The 16934-nt window shown below is 61.0% G+C and carries 19 protein-coding genes, 1 tRNA gene and 1 pseudogene; 4 read left to right on the forward strand and 17 right to left on the reverse strand.

Features of this window, described 5'->3' with window-relative positions:
* Positions 1 to 14: 14 nt before the first annotated feature.
* From hemW to QWI18_RS23010, 7 genes are all read right to left on the reverse strand, one after another.
* Positions 15 to 1229 (reverse strand): radical SAM family heme chaperone HemW, encoded by a 1215-nt coding sequence (hemW, locus tag QWI18_RS22980; protein ID WP_369319941.1) that lies wholly within the window; start codon positions 1227 to 1229, stop codon positions 15 to 17.
* Positions 1226 to 1834, reverse strand: a complete 609-nt coding sequence (gene rdgB / locus QWI18_RS22985) for an RdgB/HAM1 family non-canonical purine NTP pyrophosphatase (RefSeq protein WP_369319964.1) — start codon at positions 1832 to 1834, stop codon at positions 1226 to 1228. The genes hemW and rdgB overlap by 4 nt, the downstream gene beginning before the upstream one ends.
* 137 nt (positions 1835 to 1971) lie before the next feature.
* A complete protein-coding gene (gene metW, locus QWI18_RS22990; RefSeq protein WP_065991140.1) occupies positions 1972 to 2592 on the reverse strand; it encodes a methionine biosynthesis protein MetW in 621 nt (206 codons plus the stop codon).
* Between the two features lie 7 nt (positions 2593 to 2599).
* On the reverse strand, positions 2600 to 3739 hold the full coding sequence (locus QWI18_RS22995) for a homoserine O-acetyltransferase (RefSeq protein WP_369319942.1): 1140 nt from the start codon (positions 3737 to 3739) through the stop codon (positions 2600 to 2602).
* Positions 3740 to 3976: 237 nt separating this feature from the next.
* Positions 3977 to 4567 (reverse strand): YggT family protein, encoded by a 591-nt coding sequence (locus QWI18_RS23000; protein WP_369319943.1) that lies wholly within the window; start codon positions 4565 to 4567, stop codon positions 3977 to 3979.
* A 10-nt stretch (positions 4568 to 4577) separates the two neighbouring features.
* Positions 4578 to 5396, reverse strand: a complete 819-nt coding sequence (gene proC, locus QWI18_RS23005; protein ID WP_369319944.1) for a pyrroline-5-carboxylate reductase — start codon at positions 5394 to 5396, stop codon at positions 4578 to 4580.
* Positions 5397 to 5420: 24 nt separating this feature from the next.
* On the reverse strand, positions 5421 to 6107 hold the full coding sequence (locus tag QWI18_RS23010) for a YggS family pyridoxal phosphate-dependent enzyme (RefSeq protein ID WP_369319945.1): 687 nt from the start codon (positions 6105 to 6107) through the stop codon (positions 5421 to 5423).
* 54 nt (positions 6108 to 6161) lie between these two features.
* On the opposite strand from QWI18_RS23010, the gene QWI18_RS23015 reads away from it, so the two are divergent.
* Positions 6162 to 7196, forward strand: a complete 1035-nt coding sequence (locus QWI18_RS23015; RefSeq protein ID WP_065991152.1) for a type IV pilus twitching motility protein PilT — start codon at positions 6162 to 6164, stop codon at positions 7194 to 7196.
* Positions 7197 to 7270: 74 nt separating this feature from the next.
* Here the strand turns inward: QWI18_RS23015 and QWI18_RS23020 are convergent, their stop codons facing one another.
* Positions 7271 to 8002, reverse strand: coding sequence for a C40 family peptidase (locus tag QWI18_RS23020; RefSeq protein ID WP_369319965.1), 732 nt, complete (start codon positions 8000 to 8002; stop codon positions 7271 to 7273).
* A gap of 250 nt (positions 8003 to 8252) precedes the next feature.
* On the opposite strand from QWI18_RS23020, the gene QWI18_RS23025 reads away from it, so the two are divergent.
* Complete coding sequence (locus QWI18_RS23025) at positions 8253 to 8669, forward strand: NINE protein (protein ID WP_065991157.1); 417 nt, start codon at positions 8253 to 8255, stop codon at positions 8667 to 8669.
* A 202-nt stretch (positions 8670 to 8871) separates the two neighbouring features.
* Here QWI18_RS23025 and QWI18_RS23030 read toward each other — a convergent pair whose 3' ends face one another.
* The 9 genes and pseudogenes from QWI18_RS23030 to gshB form a co-directional block, all read right to left on the reverse strand.
* Positions 8872 to 10143, reverse strand: a complete 1272-nt coding sequence (locus tag QWI18_RS23030) for a dihydroorotase (protein WP_369319946.1) — start codon at positions 10141 to 10143, stop codon at positions 8872 to 8874.
* A complete protein-coding gene (locus tag QWI18_RS23035) occupies positions 10140 to 11144 on the reverse strand; it encodes an aspartate carbamoyltransferase catalytic subunit (protein ID WP_369319947.1) in 1005 nt (334 codons plus the stop codon). Before QWI18_RS23035 ends, QWI18_RS23030 begins: the two co-directional genes overlap by 4 nt.
* Positions 11145 to 11156: 12 nt before the next feature.
* A complete protein-coding gene (gene pyrR, locus QWI18_RS23040; protein WP_065991161.1) occupies positions 11157 to 11678 on the reverse strand; it encodes a bifunctional pyr operon transcriptional regulator/uracil phosphoribosyltransferase PyrR in 522 nt (173 codons plus the stop codon).
* A gap of 76 nt (positions 11679 to 11754) precedes the next feature.
* Positions 11755 to 12195: a Holliday junction resolvase RuvX gene (ruvX, locus tag QWI18_RS23045; protein WP_369319948.1), complete on the reverse strand. Its 441-nt coding sequence runs from the start codon at positions 12193 to 12195 to the stop codon at positions 11755 to 11757.
* Positions 12195 to 12764 carry a YqgE/AlgH family protein gene (locus QWI18_RS23050; RefSeq protein WP_369319949.1) on the reverse strand — a complete coding sequence of 190 codons (570 nt, stop codon included), beginning with the start codon at positions 12762 to 12764 and terminating at the stop codon, positions 12195 to 12197. The genes ruvX and QWI18_RS23050 overlap by 1 nt, the downstream gene beginning before the upstream one ends.
* A gap of 107 nt (positions 12765 to 12871) precedes the next feature.
* On the reverse strand, positions 12872 to 13774 hold the full coding sequence (locus QWI18_RS23055) for an energy transducer TonB (protein ID WP_296313134.1): 903 nt from the start codon (positions 13772 to 13774) through the stop codon (positions 12872 to 12874).
* Between the two features lie 278 nt (positions 13775 to 14052).
* Positions 14053 to 14301: pseudogene (locus tag QWI18_RS23060) on the reverse strand (glutathione synthase); the annotation flags it as partial.
* 33 nt (positions 14302 to 14334) lie between these two features.
* Positions 14335 to 14405: transfer RNA gene (locus QWI18_RS23065), tRNA-Asn, on the reverse strand.
* 495 nt (positions 14406 to 14900) lie between these two features.
* Positions 14901 to 15857 carry a glutathione synthase gene (gene gshB, locus QWI18_RS23070; RefSeq protein WP_369319950.1) on the reverse strand — a complete coding sequence of 319 codons (957 nt, stop codon included), beginning with the start codon at positions 15855 to 15857 and terminating at the stop codon, positions 14901 to 14903.
* 242 nt (positions 15858 to 16099) lie between these two features.
* Between gshB and pilG the strand changes: the two genes are divergently transcribed.
* Both pilG and pilH read left to right on the forward strand, forming a co-directional pair.
* Positions 16100 to 16510: a twitching motility response regulator PilG gene (gene pilG, locus QWI18_RS23075; protein WP_065991170.1), complete on the forward strand. Its 411-nt coding sequence runs from the start codon at positions 16100 to 16102 to the stop codon at positions 16508 to 16510.
* Between the two features lie 45 nt (positions 16511 to 16555).
* On the forward strand, positions 16556 to 16921 hold the full coding sequence (gene pilH / locus QWI18_RS23080) for a twitching motility response regulator PilH (protein WP_065991171.1): 366 nt from the start codon (positions 16556 to 16558) through the stop codon (positions 16919 to 16921).
* The last annotated feature ends 13 nt before the right edge of the window (positions 16922 to 16934 follow it).

Raw genomic sequence — 16934 nt, forward strand, 5'->3', positions numbered from 1 at the left:
CTTAATGTTGAGCCTTACAGAAGAAAGTGCTGCAGCAAGTCGTTGAGGAATAACTGGCCGCGAGCGGTCGCCACCAGCCGTGCCGGATCGGTCTCCAGCAAGCCGCGTTGTTCGGCCTCAAGACGGGCGCTGGCCAGCGAATCGACGCTTAGACCGGTGCGGTGCTGAAATAATGCAGCGTCCACGCCCTTTGTCAGGCGCAGGGCGTTCATCAGGAATTCAAAGGGCATCTCATCCAGTGGCAGCCGCTTTTCGCCAGCCTGATAAGCCTTGGCCGGGTTGAGGTAATCCTTGGGCAGTCGGGTTTTCCAGGTGCGGATGATGCGCCCGTCCGGATGGCTGAGCTTGCCATGGGCGCCTGCGCCGATCCCGATAAAGTCCCCGAAGCTCCAGTAATTCAGGTTATGCCGTGCTTCGCGTCCCGGCTGGGCGTAGGCCGACACTTCGTATTGGCCGTAGCCGTTTTCCCGAAGCAGCGTCTGACCGGCCTCTTGAATATCCCAAAGGATGTCATCTTCCGGCAGCGTGGGCGGCTGATTCCAGAACACCGTGTTCGGCTCAAGGGTCAGCTGATACCAGGACAGGTGGGTCGGGGCGAGGGCGATCGCCTGACGCAGGTCGCCGAGGGCGTCTTCCTGGGACTGGTCCGGGAGACCGTGCATAAGGTCCAGGTTGAAATTATCAAAACCCGCCCGACGCGCCATGTCGGCAGCCCGCACGGCCTCATCGCCGTTATGGATACGCCCCAGCGCTTTGAGCTTGGCCTCCTGAAAACTCTGGATGCCGATGGACAGACGATTGATGCCTAGACCGCGATAGGCGCTGAATTTCACCTGCTCGAAGGTGCCGGGGTTGGCTTCCAGCGTGATCTCGATGTCTGGGGCGAAGCGAATGCGTTGTTCAACGCCGCTCAGCAGGCGGCCCAGCGCATCGGCGCTGAACAGGCTGGGCGTGCCGCCACCGAAAAAGATCGTGCTCAGCTCGCGGCCGTAGACGTGGGGCAGGTCCTGGTCGAGATCGGCCAGCAGCGCGTCGACGTATTCCTGCTCCGGCAACACCGGGCTCGCCGTGTGGGAGTTGAAATCGCAGTACGGGCATTTGCGTACGCACCATGGGATATGGATGTACAGCGACAGCGGCGGCAGCTCGGCAAGGGGCGCCCGCGACGGCTCTGTCGTGAAGCCGGCCGCGCCGAGAATCAGCGGCCGGGTGGTGGAATCCTGAGTCATTGCTGATCAGGGCTCAGGCCCAGACGCTGACGCAGGATGGCCATGGCGCGGGCGCGGTGGCTGATCTGGTTCTTGTCGGCCGGGGTGAGTTCGGCGCTTGAGCAGTTGCGCTCCGGCACCCAGAACAATGGGTCATAACCAAAGCCGTGCTCGCCGCTGGCGGCGGTGAGGATGCGGCCGTGCCACAGGCCTTCGCAGAGGATCGGCAGCGGGTCGTCGGCGTGGCGCACCAGGGCCAGAACGCAGACGAACTGGGCGCCGCGTTGTTCGGCGGGGACGTCGTTGAGGGCGTCCAGCAATTTGGCGTTGTTCGCCGCATCGCCCTGTCCGTCGGCGTAACGCGCGGAATAGATGCCCGGCGCACCGCCCAGATAATCCACCGCGAGCCCCGAATCATCGGCCAGCGCCGGCAGGCCGGAAATACGTGCGGCGTTTCGCGCCTTGAGGATGGCGTTCTCGACGAACGACAGCCCGGTTTCGTCGGGCTCCACGGTGCTGAACTCGCCGATCGAGCGCAGCTGAACGCTGGCGCCGAGCATGGCCTGAAGTTCTTTGAGTTTGCCGGCGTTATGGCTGGCCAGTACAAGGTGGGTGAGATTCATGATGAGTCCGTGAAAATCGACTGCGTGAAAACGGCTGCGTGAAAATCTGCTGATTGAAGCTGAGCCAGTGTGTGGCTGTTGCCTGCTTTTACCTGAGTGCTGGCGCTGGCCGACAGGGCATTAACGCCCTGCGGCGCAGGTCACACGGCAATCTGATGGTCCTGCAAGCCTGGGCTGCTGACGCGGTAGATGCCGATTTCACCCAACAGATTAGGCCAACGCTTGCTGGCCCAGCCGTGCCGATGCTGTTGATCGACCGCGAGCCGATCAATGACCTTCGCCGAGCGACCCCGGCACAGCTCTTCGAAATCTTCGAAGGTGCAGAAGTGGATGTTCGGGGTGTTGTACCACGTGTACGGCAGGAATTCGGAAACCGGCATCCGCCCTTTGCTCGCCAGGTACCAGCGGCAGCGCCAGTGCCCGAAGTTGGGGAAGGTGATGATGCACTGGCGGCCGACGCGCAGCATTTCGTCGAGGATGCGATCCGGGTAGTGCACGGCCTGAAGCGCCTGGGTCATGACCACCACATCGAAACTGTTGCTGGCGAAGTTGCCCAGCCCCTTGTCCAGATCCTGTTCGATGACATTGACGCCTCGCGCCACGCAACGCGCAATGTTGTCGGCGTCGTTTTCCAGGCCATAGCCCGTCACTTGCTTGTGCTCCTGCAGCCAGGCGAGCAATTCGCCGTCGCCGCAGCCGAGGTCGAGCACACGGCTGCCTGCCGGTATCCAGTCTTGGATGATTTCCAGGTCGGCTCTCATGGTGTCCTCAGAGTGCAATTCGGTTCATGTAGCTGGAGAAGGCCTGCAAGTAGCGCGGGATCGGGATCAGGAAGGCGTCGTGTCCCTGGGGCGCATCGATCTCCAGATAACAGACATCCTTTTTCGCCGCCATCAGCGCGTCGACCAGTTCCCTCGAGCGGGCCGGGGAGAAGCGCCAGTCAGTGGTGAACGACATCACGCAGAACCTGGCGCTGGCATTGGCGAAGGTGGCGGCGAGGTTGTCGTTGAAGTTGGCGGCCGGATCAAAGTAGTCCAGCGCCTTGGTCATCAGCAGATAGGTGTTGGCGTCGAAGCGCCCGGAAAACTCCTCGCCCTGGTACCGCAGGTAGCTTTCGACCTGGAATTCCACGCTGTGGAAGTCGTAGTTGAGGTTTTCGTTCTTCAGGCCCCGGCCGAATTTCTCACCCATCGAATCATCGGACAGGTACGTGATGTGCCCGACCATGCGCGCCAGCATCAGGCCGCGTTTGGGGATCACGCCGTGCTCCTGAAACGAGCCGCCGTGGAATTCCGGGTCCGTCAGGATCGCTTGCCGCGCGACTTCGTTGAACGCGATGTTCTGCGCCGACAGCTTGGGCGCGGAAGCAATCGCCAGGCAATGACGCACGCGCTCGGGGTAGGTGATCGTCCATTGCAGCGCCTGCATGCCGCCCAGACTGCCGCCGACGATGGCCGCCCATTGATCGACGCCCAGCCGGTCGGCCAGACGCGCCTGGCTGTGCACCCAGTCTTCGACCGTCAACACCGGGAAGTCGGCACCAAAAGGTCTGCCGGTTTCCGGGTTGAGGCTGCTGGGGCCGGTGGAGCCGTTGCAGCCGCCGAGGTTGTTCAGGCTGACGACGAAGAACTTATCGGTGTCGATCGGCTTGCCGGGCCCGATGCAGCTGTCCCACCAGCCCGGCTTGCGATCTTCGGCGCTGTAATAGCCCGCCGCGTGGTGATGACCCGAAAGCGCGTGGCAAATCAGCACCGCGTTGCTCTTGGCGGCGTTGAGCTGACCGTAGGTTTCGTAGATGAGATCGTAGGCTGGCAACGAACGCCCGCAGGCCAAGGCCAGCGGCTCATTGAAATGCGCCGTTTGCGGCGTGACTAGACCGACAGAATCTTTGGGAAAGACCGTGGACATCGACCTGCTCTCGCTGAAATGAGGCGTAAGTCTAAAGATCGCGCCGGGGTGCGGCAACAAACTAAATGGCTGAATGCGCGGAGGGTGACGCTTTGGGTTTTTGCCCGCGCGACATTCATGAGGCGGGGAAAAGGGCGACGGCTGCTGGTGCCGTCGCCCCAAGATCAAAAGCTTCCCGGCTGAAGCCGGTCCTACGGTCAGAGTTACCGCATTCCCATTTGCTGCATGCGGCGGCTGTCAGATCAAACGCCACAGCTCTTGCGGCATGCCGGTATAGGCCGCCAGCGCAGGCATGACGTAGGACTGCAGCACCTGAATCGCGATAAAGGCGAAGATCGGCGAGATGTCCATGCCGCCCAGGTTGGGGATGATGCGGCGGAACGGCGCCAGAATCGGCTCGCTGATCTGATAGGCCAGCTCGGCCGCCGGGTTGTGGCTGCCCGGAGCAATCCACGACACGATGACCATGATGATCATCGCCACCCAGAAGATCTTCAGCAGCAGCGACGTGATGCCGATGATCGACCACATCAACAGGTGTGGGATATCGCCGATGGTGCCGTAGGTCATCATCAGCACGAAGGCCATCAACAGCGCCTGAATGACGATCGCCAGCAGCAGCGAGGACGTGTCGAGCCCGAAAACGCTCGGCACGATGCGCCGGATAGGCTTGAGCAACGGCTGGGTCGCACGAACAGCGAACTGGCACAGCGGGTTATAGAAGTTGGCTTTGACCAACTGCAGCACGAAGCGCAGCAGAACGATGGTCAGGTACAGGCTGATGAGCGTCTGGATGACGAAAATCGTGGCGCCGGTGAGTGCATTCATGTGTTGCTCCTTATTTGCCCAGCTGTTCGGCGAGTTCGGCGGAGCGATGTGCGGCAGCGCCCAGCGCCTTCTCCACAATTGCTTCGAAGCCATCGGCCTGGAACGATTTGATGGCCGCTTCGGTGGTGCCCGCAGGCGATGTCACTCGGCGACGCAGCTCTGCCGCATCGACGTCGCTGCCGGTGGCCATCAGTGCGGCGCCCAGCGCGGTTTGCAGGGTGAGCTTGCTGGCAACGTCAGCCGGCAGCCCGAGCGTGACGCCTGCGGCGGTCATCGCCTCGATCAGCAGGAAGAAATACGCCGGGCCGCTGCCTGATACCGCAGTCACCGCGTCGATCTGTGCTTCTTCATCGACCCACAGGGCAATCCCGACCGCCGACAGCAACGTCTCGGCCTGCTCGCGCTGTGCCTGAGTGACATCGGCGGTGGCGTAAAGGCCGCTGACACCCTGGCGCAGCAGTGCGGGCGTGTTTGGCATGCAGCGTACGAGGGGTTGCTCGCCCAGCCAGGCTCGCATGCTGGCGCAGGTAATCCCGGCGGCGATCGACACGATCAGTTGTTGAGGCTTGAGCGCCGGTTTCAGCGCTTCGCACACGGACTTCATCATTTGCGGCTTGACCGCCAGCAGCACCACATCGGTGCCTTCGATGGCTTCGGCGTTGTCGGCGACCACCTTGATGCCGTGTTCTTTTGCCACGCGCTCGCGGGTTTCTGCGCCAGGATCGCTGGCACGAATCAGCTCAGCGTCGACGCCTTGGGCGCGCATGCCGCCAATCAGGCTGGCGGCCATGTTGCCGGCGCCGATGAACGCGATACGGGTTTTGCTCATGAACGGTTTCCTGTGGGGCAAAGGTTAAGGCTGCCCATAATGGCGGGCGCCGAAGAGGGCAGTGCCGATCCGCACCCAGGTCGCACCTTGTGCGATGGCGGCTTCGAGGTCGTGGCTCATGCCCATGGAAAGCGTGTCCAGCGGCAGGCCAAGTTGTGCCTGCAGCGTGCTGACGGCGGCGAACGAAGCGTTCTGTTCGTCGCGGTCGTCGGTAGGTTCGGGAATGGCCATGAGGCCGCGCAGTTTCAGATTCGGCAGCGCGCTGATGGCCTGGGCCAGTGCGGGCAGGTCTTCAGGGCTGCAGCCTGACTTGCTGGCCTCGCCGCTGACGTTGACCTGAATGCAGATGTTCAGCGGCGGCAGTGCTGGCGGCCGCTGCTCGGACAGCCGTTGTGCGATTTTCAGACGGTCCACGGAATGCACCCAAGCAAAATTCTCGGCGATGGCGCGAGTCTTGTTGGACTGGATGGGGCCGATGAAATGCCAGATCAAGGGCAGGTCGTTCAATTCGGCCTGTTTGCCGAGGGCTTCCTGAAGGTAGTTCTCGCCGAAATCGCGGAGGCCGGCGTCGTAGGCTTCCCGCAGGTCGCTCGCCGGTTTGGTCTTGCTCACCGCCAACAGGCCGACAGAGCCCGGGTCGCGCTGCACCGCTTGCGCCGCGCTACGAATTCGCTCGGCGAGCGTTGAAATGTTCTCTGCTATCGTGGACATTGATTTGCGCCAGCAGGGCTAAAGTCTGCGGCATTCTATGTGATGAGGAGCTGTATGGATATTACCGAGCTGCTGGCCTTCAGTGCCAAGCAAGGCGCGTCGGACTTGCATCTCTCTGCCGGCCTGCCACCGATGATTCGCGTCGATGGCGATGTGCGGCGGATCAACCTGCCCGCATTGGACCAGAAAGAGGTCCAGGCGCTGATCTACGACATCATGAACGACAGGCAGCGCAAGGACTTCGAGGAGGATCTGGAGACAGACTTTTCCTTCGAAGTGCCGGGCGTGGCGCGCTTCCGGGTCAACGCGTTCAACCAGAATCGCGGCGCCGGCGCGGTGTTCCGGACCATTCCGTCGAAGGTCCTGAGCATGGAAGAGCTGGGCATGGGCGAAGTGTTTCGCAAGATTACCGACGTGCCCCGCGGCCTGGTGCTGGTGACCGGTCCGACCGGCTCGGGCAAGTCGACCACCCTTGCGGCGATGGTCGATTACCTGAACAGCAACAAGCATCACCACATCCTCACGATCGAAGACCCGATCGAGTTCGTTCACGAGTCCAAGAAAAGCCTGATCAACCAGCGCGAGGTCCATCGCGACACCCACGGTTTCGCCGAAGCGCTGCGTTCGGCCCTGCGTGAAGACCCTGACGTGATTCTGGTGGGCGAGCTGCGCGACCTGGAGACCATTCGCCTGGCGCTGACGGCAGCCGAAACCGGCCACCTGGTGTTCGGCACGCTGCACACTACGTCCGCTGCCAAGAGCATCGACCGTATCGTCGATGTGTTTCCGGCGCAGGAGAAGTCGATGATCCGCTCGATGCTCTCCGAGTCGCTCCACGCCATCGTGTCTCAGGCGCTGTTGAAGAAGGTCGGCGGAGGCCGTGTCGCGGCCCACGAGATCATGATCGGCACGTCGGCGATCCGTAACCTGATCCGCGAGGACAAGGTGGCGCAGATGTATTCGTCGATTCAGACCGGGGGGTCGCTGGGGATGCAGACGCTGGATATGTGCCTGAAGGATCTGATCAGCAAGGGGCTGATCACGCGGGAGAGTGCGCGGGAGAAGGCGAAGACGCCGGACAATTTTTGATCGGGAGGGCAAACGACGGTGGGGAGCGAATGACTCCGCTCCCCACCGTGTTGTTTGTCAGGCGGCGTGTGCGATCAACGCTGGGCGATGCGCACAGTGCCTTTCTGACTCGGCGGCTGCTTTGGCAGCACACGCTTGGCGACGACGTAATGGCTGTCCCAATACGGCTTCTTCAGCGTATCGATCGTCACGGATTTGCCACGGCGTGGCGCGTGAACGAACCGGTCGTTGCCGAGGTAAATCGCCACGTGATTCACCTTGCGGCTCTTGATGTTGAAAAACAGCAAGTCGCCCGGCTTCAAGTCCTTGCGGTCAACCTTCTGCCCGTGGCCTTCGGCCATGGCGTTGGAGGTGCGCGGCAAATCGACTTCGCTCACGTCGTTGAAGGCATATTTCACCAGTCCGCTGCAGTCGAACCCATTTGTCGGGCTGGTGCCGCCCCAACGATAAGGTGTACCGATGGCGTTAACGGCCCGGTTGACCACGGTGCTGCTCTGTTTGGTACCCATCTGCGCCGTGTTGGCCAGGGCGACAGTGTTCTGCGAAATCTTGCGAGTGCTGCGGGATGGTTTCCCCTTAACAGCTTTGGCTCGCTTGCCGGAGGACTCGAGTGGAGTAGCCGTCTGTTCCAATGCAGCCATTGCAGCGCGTTGAGCGGCAATGTTGCGTGAAACGGATTCCGGCGACTCGGACCTGGCGGTGAAACCGGTGAAGCTCGGTGGAAGGGTTTGCTCACGATTGGTGGCGTGGGCGGCCAGTGGCATAAATAGACAAATAGTCAGCCATGTCTTGAAAAATGGACGCATTAGGCAGGGCTCATGTTGGTCAGCGCGCAACTTTATAACAGCTTTTGGCGAAATTCTGAGCCCCCTTGTCGAACAATTTACTGCCCTTGGAGTCAGTTTTGGCGGCAAAATCGTCATCTTGCTGTGCTGATCACCTTGCAGAACAAGGGTTTGCACGATTGAAAAGAGGTTCAAGCCATACGTCGGACGGCGTCACGAAAGTCACAAAACTTACGCATATTTTTTTCTATTGCAGAAGGCGAGGTCAACAATGAACACCTATCAAGCGGACGTTCAACGTCCTGATACCCACAGTAAGGTCATGGGCTATTTGCTCTGGATTGTGGGATTCACCGGCGCTCACCGGTTTTATTACGGCAAGCCGGTGACCGGTACGCTCTGGTTTTTCACGCTCGGTCTGTTTGGCATTGGCTGGCTGATTGACCTGTTCCTGATTCCGGCGATGGATCGGGAAGCGGACCTGCGATTCAACGCGGGGTCGACCGATTACAGCCTCGCCTGGATTTTGCTGACCTTTCTGGGCGTGTTCGGTGTGCACCGGATGTATCAGGGCAAATGGATCACCGGGATCATTTACCTGTTCACGGGAGGTTTGGCGCTGCTGGGCGTGCTGTACGACTTCTGGACGCTGAATGACCAGATCTCGGTGAAGAACGCTCGTAGATAGCAGGAGCGCTGCGAAATACGGCTCACTCCTGCAGGGTCATACTGGTGACGCCGGAATTGTGGGAGTGAGCTTGCTCACGAAGGGTTCGGTGCATTCAGCCACTTTCTCTGGGGCTGAAAGTAAGCCTTCGCGAGCAAGCTTGCTCCCACATAAACAGTGCCTGCCGCGCAACTGCGCGGACGCTGGACAAAGCGGGTGAATCTCACCCGTTATAGCTGACCCGCCCATCCACAAACGTGTACTTCACCGCACTCGGCAGGCAATGGCCGAGGAACGGGCAGTTCTCGCCTTTCGACAGCCACTTTTCGCCCGCCACCGTCGACGCGGCGGGGTCGAACAGCACCAGATCCGCAGGCGAGCCGGCGATCAGCGTTCCGGCGGGCAGGCGCAGTGCAGCGGCAGGGCCTGAGCTGAGGCGGGCCAGCAGCGTCTGCAGGTCCAGCAGACCGTCTTCAACCAGCGTCATCGCCAGTGGGAGCAACAACTCCACGCTGCTGATGCCCGGCTCGGTCGCGCCAAACGGAGCCAGCTTGGCGTCACGCTCATGGGGCTGGTGATGACTGGAAATCGCCTGCACCACGCCCGACTTCACCGCTTCACGCAATGCGTCGCGGTCGGCACGTGTGCGCAACGGCGGCTGTACGTGATACAGGCTCGAAAAGCCCGTCAGCGCCTCGTCGGTCAGGATCAACTGATACAGCGCCACGTCCGCCGTCACCGGCAGGCCTCGCGCCTGGGCCTGGGCAATCAACGCCACACCGCGCGCACTGGTCAGCTGCGTGAAATGCGCACGCACACCGCTTTGCTCGACCAGCAACAGGTCCCGCGCCAAGGCCACCGTTTCAGCCGTTTCCGGAATGCCCGGCAGGCCGAGAAACGCCGCCGTCGGGCCGTCGTGGGCCAGACCGCCTTCAGCGAGATCGTGGTCCTGGGAGTTGAAAATCACCGTCAGATCGAACGTCGCCGCGTATTCGAGGGCACGGCAGAGCGTGCGATTGCTGCGGAAATTGACCATGCCGTTGGTGAACGCGACGCAGCCCGCGTCGCGCAGGGCGATCAGCTCGGCCAGTTGCTCGCCTTCCAGGCCCTTGCTCAAGGCGCCGATCGGGAACACCTTGCTGTGGCCGGCTTCGCGGGCGCGGTCGAGGATCAGCTCGGCGACCGCGGAGGTGTCGAGCACCGGTTTGGTACGCGGCGGACAGCACAGGCTGGTGACGCCGCCTGCTGCTGCGGCGCGGGTTTCGCTGGCGATGTTGCCTTTGCGGCTGTAACCCGGCTCGCGCAACGACACGTTCAGGTCAACCAGCCCGGGGGCGGCGATCAGGCCGGCGGCGTCGATGGTTTCCGTAGGGCTGAAGCCGGCAGGGGCCGCGCCGAGGGCGAGAACTTTGCCCGCTTCAAGATGGATGTCGGTGACTTGATCCAGACCGCTGACAGGGTCGATGACGCGAGCGCCGAGGATGCTGAACTTCACTGGGCGATCTCCTGCTCGAACTGACGTTGTGCGGTTTGGCCACTCATGGCCATGGACAGAACGGCCATGCGCACCGCAATGCCGTAAGTCACCTGATTGAGAATGACCGAATGCGCGCCGTCGGCCACCGCTGATTCGATTTCCACGCCACGGTTGATCGGGCCGGGGTGCATCACGATGGCATCGGGCTTGGCGCCGGCCAGACGCGCAGTGGTCAGACCGAACAGTCGGTAGAACTCACCCTCGCTCGGCAGCAGACCGCCCGACATGCGCTCACGCTGCAGGCGCAGCATGATCACCACGTCGACGTCCTTCAGGCCTTCGGTCAGGTCGGTGTAGACCTTCACGCCGTATTGCTCGACGCCCACCGGCAGCAGGGTTTTCGGCGCGACCACGCGGATGTCCGGGCAGCCCAGCGCTTTGAGCGCGATCATGTTCGAGCGCGCGACACGGGAATGCAGGATATCGCCGACGATCGCCACCGAGAGGTTCTCGAAATCGCCCTTGTGGCGGCGGATGGTCAGCATGTCCAGCATGCCCTGGGTCGGGTGCGCATGACGGCCGTCGCCGCCATTGATGATCGCGACCTGCGGGCTGACATGCTCAGCGATGAAGTGCGCCGCACCAGAGTCACCGTGTCGCACGACGAACATGTCGGCGGCCATGGCCTCAAGGTTGCGCAGCGTATCGAACAGCGTCTCGCCCTTGCTGGTGGAGGAGGTCGACACATTCAACGTGATGACGTCCGCCGACAACCTTTGCGCTGCCAGCTCGAACGTGGTGCGGGTGCGGGTCGAGTTTTCGAAGAACACGTTGCACACGGTCTTGCCGCGCAGCAACGGGACCTTCTTCACCGCCCGGGCGCCGACTTCGAGGAACGAGTCGGCGGTGTCGAGGATTTCGGTGAGCAGTTCGCGGGGCAAACCGTCGAGGGAGAGAAAATGTTGCAGCTGGCCCTGATGGTTCAGTTGCAGCGGGCGCTTGGCGTCGAGAGGCGTCATCGCAAAGGACTCTTAGAGGGCGGCGGAATCGGTGGAAAGGTCTTGCAGTTCAAGCGTCAGCGGCGTTGGCCCGGACAGCTTCACCCGCTCATTGGGCGCGAGTGACAGGGTCGCGCCCGTCACGTTTGGCCGAATCGGCAGGTCGGCGGCGTCCAGATCCAGCAGCGACACCAGGGTCACGCTGGCCGGGCGGCCGTAATCGAACAGTTCGTTAAGCGCCGCACGAATGGTGCGCCCGCTCATCAGCACGTCATCTATCAGCACCAGATGCTGGCCTTCGATTTCGAACGGCAGTTCCGAAGGCCGCACCTGCGGGTGCAGGCCGTTCTGGCTGAAGTCGTCCCGATAAAAGGAGACGTCCAGCGTGCCCAGCGGGGACTCAATGTTGAGGGCTTCGAGGAGCGCCTGCGCGACCCACACACCACCGGTGCGAATGCCAATGAAACGAGGCTCTTTTATGCCGCGTTTGTTCAGGTGCGCGTCGAGATCAATGGCCATCTGGCTGATCAGTTCGGCGGGATTTGGCAGGCTCATGGTTGCTCCTTCAGGTGCCCCGGCGTGCGCTGCACGAACGTCCGGGGTAAATCGAATTCGGTTCAGCGTAGATGGATCAGGTTTCAAACAGCGCGGCGTTGGCTTCCAGCCAGCTTTGCAGCAGAAGCGCTGCGGCGATGGCATCCACGGGATTATCCCGGTAGCTGCCGTTCTGGCCGCCGCGAGAGGCACGTTCGCCTTTGGCTTCGAACGTAGTCAGACGCTCGTCGTGGGTGTAGACCGGCAGGTTGAAGCGGCCATTGAGCTTGCGCGAAAACTTCTCGGCGCGTGCGCTCATCTCGCTGGGCGTGCCGTCCATGTTCAGCGGCAGGCCGACGACGATGGCGTCCGGTTTCCACTCGCTGATCAGCGCCTGAACCTTGTCCCAGTCCGGCACGCCGTTTTGCGCTTTCAGTGTGCAGAGCTCGCGGGCCTGTCCGGTGACCACTTGCCCGACGGCCACGCCGATCTGTTTGGTGCCGTAGTCGAATCCCAGCAGCAGGCGCAGTCCGGCCATCAGGCGTGACCCGCCTGGCTGGTCAGCAAGCTCAGGTTGACGCCCAGTTTGGCGGCGGCGGCGTTGAGCCGGTCTTCGCTTTCAACCTCGAACAGGATTGCCGGGTCGAACGCGCAGTTGAGCCACGCATTGGCGGCAAACTCGGCGTCTAGCTGGCCCGCGTCCCAACCGGCATAACCGAGAGTGATCAGATTCTGATCAGGACCGTAGCCGTCTGCGATAGAGAAGAGGATGTCTTGGGAGGTCGAGAGCGAAATACCGCCCAGATCCACGGTCGCCTGGAACACCTGGTCGGAAGGGTGCAGGACAAAGCCGCGATCGGTTTGCACCGGGCCGCCGAGGTGAATGGCTATGTCTTTGCACCGCGCAGGGGGCGGCAACTCGGGGCGCAGCTGTTCAAGGATGTCTGCCAGCGACAGGCTTTGCGGTCGGTTGATGATCAGGCCCATGGCGCCATTGGCGTTGTGCTCGACGATGTAGGTCAAGGTCTGAGCGAAGTTCTCATCGTGCATGTGGGGCATGGCGATCAGAAACTGATGTTTGAGGTACGACGGAGAGACGTTTTTCATGAGCCCTAGTGTGGCGTTGCGGGGCTGTTGTGACAACTGGCAGAACTGACTCGCGGGCGGATAAATCGCGACGCAGGTCAGGTTTCATAGTGCGCGGCATTGGCTGATCAATTACTCGACAGCTTGTCCCCGCGCGCGAATTTCCAGGTGCGGATGATTTCAAGCCGGTCGATGTCGGCCAGATCGCCACTGAACGGCGCAAAGGGTGCGGCCAGCCGGACGATCTTCTGCGCTGCCTGATCCAGCAGCGGCTGGCCTGATGATTCGAGAATCAGCACTTCGTACAACGAGCCGTCGCGATTGATCGACACCATCATCCGCAGGCTGCCGTAGATCTGCTTGCGGCGCGCCTCATCCGGGTAGTTCAAGTTGCCGATGCGCTCGATCTTCTTGCGCCAGTCCTCTTTGTACCAGGCGCCCTTGTCGCGCATGGTCGAGGCCGCGCTCAGGCGGTGGATCTTCGGACGCTTGGCGTAGGCCTGCTGCTCATCCGCCAGTTCGGCTTCAAGGCTGGCGATTTCGCTGTTCAGCTGCGTGCTGTCGATGGTGGGCGCGACCTTCTTCTGTTCTTCCGGTTTGACCTCATCGCGCTTGGCGACGGTCTTTTGCGTGGACTGGGCTTTCGTGGCGACAGCTGTCTTCGGCGCGTCCTGCTTGATCACCGGTTTGGCGGCAGGCGGTGGCGTGACCTTGTTGATCTGATTGTCTTGATACGGGGCGATTTCGGTGGTCTTGGGCACCGCTTTCTTGTCGAGGGTGCCGCTGCCCTGCTGGTTTTCCTGGGCGAGGAAGTCCGCGTCCTTGGGCTTGGTGTCGCTCCTGAAGGGGGCGAGAGTGATCTCCAGGGTCTGGCTGATCTTTTCCGGTTTGACGTAGGTGAAACCGACGCCAAGGATCACCGCCAGATGCACCAGTGCCGCGATCATCAGGGTAAACCCGAGGCGATCGGCAGGGCGCACGCCGGTGCGGGTCAGGGACAGGGGGAGATCATCGTCGACCGCAGCGTTCATCCACGCTCCGGCAGCACATGTGCCAGCATTACTACTCACCTAGCGCAAAAATTCAGGCCGCGCATGATAACGCAATGTCAGGACTGGCTTTGCGTTTGATGTCACCGGGCCGATTAGTGGGAGGTGCGGTCCCTTGTAGGAGCGTGGCTTGTCCCGCGAACGGCGGGGCACCCGTCGCAAAACCGGCAAATGGTGTACACCCGATATGCCGTATTCGCCAGATTTGCTGCCGGTTCCCGGCAGATCGCGGGACAAGCCACGCTCCTACAACGTCGCGGCTAGACCTTCTGCAGCTTCTTCTCGATCACATCCATCAACATGCCGCCGATGTCCGTCCCGAACGCGTTGTCGATCTCGCGGATGCAGGTCGGGCTGGTGACGTTGATTTCGGTCAGGTGCTCGCCAATTACGTCCAGGCCTACGAACAGCAGGCCTTTTTCCCGCAGCGTCGGGCCGATTTCGGCGGCGATCCAGCGATCGCGGTCGGTCAGCGGGCGTGCTTCCCCCCAGCCTCCTTACGCCAGATGTTCCCATTTATTGGCATGGTATAAGGGTAAAAGTATGTGGGGAAGGAATCGAACCTCCGTTGGACGATTAATAGTCGCCTATTCTGCCATTAAATTACCCACACACAATAAGACTGTAGTTGATGGTGTGAGCGATGCCACTCAATGGCATTGGCTGCAGATGTGGATAGTTCCTGCGAGTTATGGTGTTAGTGTTGAGATGGTGTCTCGGCGATTATTCATTAACTAATTGAATTTGCTGGCCTATGTGGATTTTTTTTCGAAGATTTTTATAAGCGTTATCGAAGCGGGGTGCTGCCCGTAAAATGAATTTGCTATTACGAATCCAAGCATTATTTCGAATAAGTCCTGACGGCATATGTGCGCGTTTTATTCTCATGCCCTCTACAGGTTTTTTTATTGCCAATCGAAATTATAAAACTTTGATATATAGCGATTAGATCCGGGCCGATTAGCGGGAGGGGCGGGCCCCACCATTTCCCGTGGGAGGGAGCTTGCTCGCGAAGAGGCTTGAGCATCCGCTGAATCCTCGGCGGCTGGAATGCCGCCTTCGTGAGCAAGGTGGAGCGCCACCCCGGTCACTCCCACAAGGAGCCGGGTTAAACGCGCGCCTGCAGCTTCTTCTCGATCACATCCATCAACATGCCGCCAATGTCCGTCCCGAACGCGTTGTCGATCTCGCGGATGCAGGTCGGGCTGGTGACGTTGATTTCGGTCAGGTGCTCGCCAATCACGTCCAGGCCTACGAACAGCAGGCCTTTTTCGCGCAGGGTCGGGCCGATTTCGGCGGCGATCCAGCGATCGCGGTCACTCAGGGGACGGGCTTCGCCACGACCGCCCGCAGCCAGATTGCCTCGGGTTTCGCCAGCGGCCGGGATCCTTGCCAGGCAATAGGGCACAGGTTCGCCGTCAACCATCAGAATGCGCTTGTCGCCGTCTTTGATCGCCGGCAGATACGCCTGCGCCATGATCTGCTCATGGCCATGCTTGGTCAGGGTTTCGAGAATCACCGACAGGTTCGGGTCACCGACGCGGTGGCGGAAGATCGACGCGCCGCCCATCCCGTCCAGCGGCTTGAGAATGACGTCGCCATGCTTCGCGGCGAACTCACGAATGATGTCCGCACGGCGGCTGACCAGCGTCGGCGGGGTGCATTGCGGGAACAGCGTGGCGAACAGCTTCTCGTTGCAGTCACGCAGGCTTTGCGGCTTGTTGACCACCAGCACGCCGGCGCGCTCGGCTTGTTCGAGCAGATAGGTGGAGTAGACGAACTCCATGTCGAACGGCGGATCCTTGCGCATCAGGATCACATCCAGGTCGTCCAGACCGCTGTCCACTTCAGCTTCGAGTTCGAACCAGTGGGCCGGGTCGGCGAAGACTTTCAGCGGTTTCATGCGGGCGCGGGCCTGGCCGGCGTCCTGATACAGGTCGTGCTGCTCCATATAGAACAAAGACCAGCCGCGGGCTTGCGCTGCCAGGAGCATGGCCAGCGAGCTGTCCTTTTTATAGGAGATGCGCTCGATGGGGTCCATGACGATTCCCAGGCGAATGCTCATGGGTAATATCCTCTGATCGGTAAAGGCCACGACAGGCCGAAAATAGGCGTCAGGGTGGCGCCGCGCCGGCTTTGGGTCAAGGGGCAAGGCTTTATGGATTGACCGTGGAGAGTGTGCTAAAAAGGCTCGGCATCCGGTGTCGCGCCAGCCTTGCCTTGCCGCTTCCCGATGCCCCCGACCCAAAACCAGATGCCCGGCAGAAGGCAACCCATCTGATTCGCCGCGGCGATGGTAGAGCAGATATGGAACAGCATTCAGCCCCATTGAAAGTGATGGTCATCGACGACTCCCGAACGATTCGTCGCACCGCCGAGACCCTGCTGAAAAACGTCGGCTGTGAAGTGATCACCGCCATCGACGGCTTCGATGCATTGGCCAAGATTGCCGACAATCATCCCAGAATCATTTTCGTCGACATCATGATGCCCAGGCTCGACGGGTATCAGACGTGCGCGTTGATCAAGAACAATCGGGCGTTCAAATCCACGCCGGTGATCATGCTGTCCTCAAGGGACGGGCTGTTCGACAAGGCCAAGGGGCGCATCGTCGGTTCCGATCAGTTTTTGACCAAACCGTTCAGCAAGGAAGAACTGCTCAGTGCGATCAAGGCCCATGTGCCCGGGTTCGTTGCAGTCGAACAACAACTATCTTGATGCTGTCCCCCTCGTGCGGGACGGCTGTTTCTATGGGGAAGCACCATGGCTCGAATTCTGATCGTCGATGACTCGCCGACCGAAATGTACAAGCTGACCGGCATGCTGGAGAAGCACGGCCATCAGGTCCTCAAGGCCGAAAACGGTGCCGACGGCGTGGCGCTGGCCCGTCAGGAAAAGCCCGATGCCGTGCTGATGGACATCGTCATGCCGGGCTTGAACGGTTTTCAGGCGACCCGTCAGCTGACCAAAGACGCTGACACCAGCATGATCCCTGTGATCATGATCACCACCAAGGATCAGGAAACCGACAAGGTCTGGGGCAAGCGCCAGGGCGCGCGGGATTACCTGACCAAGCCGGTGGACGAAGAAACCCTCATGAAAACCCTGAACGCGGTGCTCGCGGGCTGACCCCCCGGCTGAC

It is taken from the genome of Pseudomonas sp. W2Oct36, assembly GCF_041060465.1.
GTDB classification, from domain to species: domain Bacteria; phylum Pseudomonadota; class Gammaproteobacteria; order Pseudomonadales; family Pseudomonadaceae; genus Aquipseudomonas; species Aquipseudomonas graminis_B.

Excerpts from the sequence above, each read along its gene's own strand:
- hemW (WP_369319941.1), bottom strand. The coding sequence starts at position 1,229 with ATGACTCAGGATTCCACCACCCGGCCGCTGATTCTCGGCGCGGCCGGC.
- metW (WP_065991140.1), bottom strand. The coding sequence starts at position 2,592 with ATGAGAGCCGACCTGGAAATCATCCAAGACTGGATACCGGCAGGCAGC.
- QWI18_RS22995 (WP_369319942.1), bottom strand. The coding sequence starts at position 3,739 with ATGTCCACGGTCTTTCCCAAAGATTCTGTCGGTCTAGTCACGCCGCAA.
- QWI18_RS23000 (WP_369319943.1), bottom strand. The coding sequence starts at position 4,567 with ATGAATGCACTCACCGGCGCCACGATTTTCGTCATCCAGACGCTCATC.
- proC (WP_369319944.1), bottom strand. The coding sequence starts at position 5,396 with ATGAGCAAAACCCGTATCGCGTTCATCGGCGCCGGCAACATGGCCGCC.
- QWI18_RS23010 (WP_369319945.1), bottom strand. The coding sequence starts at position 6,107 with ATGTCCACGATAGCAGAGAACATTTCAACGCTCGCCGAGCGAATTCGT.
- QWI18_RS23015 (WP_065991152.1), top strand. The coding sequence starts at position 6,162 with ATGGATATTACCGAGCTGCTGGCCTTCAGTGCCAAGCAAGGCGCGTCG.
- QWI18_RS23020 (WP_369319965.1), bottom strand. The coding sequence starts at position 8,002 with ATGCGTCCATTTTTCAAGACATGGCTGACTATTTGTCTATTTATGCCA.
- QWI18_RS23025 (WP_065991157.1), top strand. The coding sequence starts at position 8,253 with ATGAACACCTATCAAGCGGACGTTCAACGTCCTGATACCCACAGTAAG.
- QWI18_RS23035 (WP_369319947.1), bottom strand. The coding sequence starts at position 11,144 with ATGACGCCTCTCGACGCCAAGCGCCCGCTGCAACTGAACCATCAGGGC.
- pyrR (WP_065991161.1), bottom strand. The coding sequence starts at position 11,678 with ATGAGCCTGCCAAATCCCGCCGAACTGATCAGCCAGATGGCCATTGAT.
- ruvX (WP_369319948.1), bottom strand. The coding sequence starts at position 12,195 with ATGGCCGGACTGCGCCTGCTGCTGGGATTCGACTACGGCACCAAACAG.
- QWI18_RS23050 (WP_369319949.1), bottom strand. The coding sequence starts at position 12,764 with ATGAAAAACGTCTCTCCGTCGTACCTCAAACATCAGTTTCTGATCGCC.
- QWI18_RS23055 (WP_296313134.1), bottom strand. The coding sequence starts at position 13,774 with ATGAACGCTGCGGTCGACGATGATCTCCCCCTGTCCCTGACCCGCACC.
- gshB (WP_369319950.1), bottom strand. The coding sequence starts at position 15,857 with ATGAGCATTCGCCTGGGAATCGTCATGGACCCCATCGAGCGCATCTCC.
- pilG (WP_065991170.1), top strand. The coding sequence starts at position 16,100 with ATGGAACAGCATTCAGCCCCATTGAAAGTGATGGTCATCGACGACTCC.
- pilH (WP_065991171.1), top strand. The coding sequence starts at position 16,556 with ATGGCTCGAATTCTGATCGTCGATGACTCGCCGACCGAAATGTACAAG.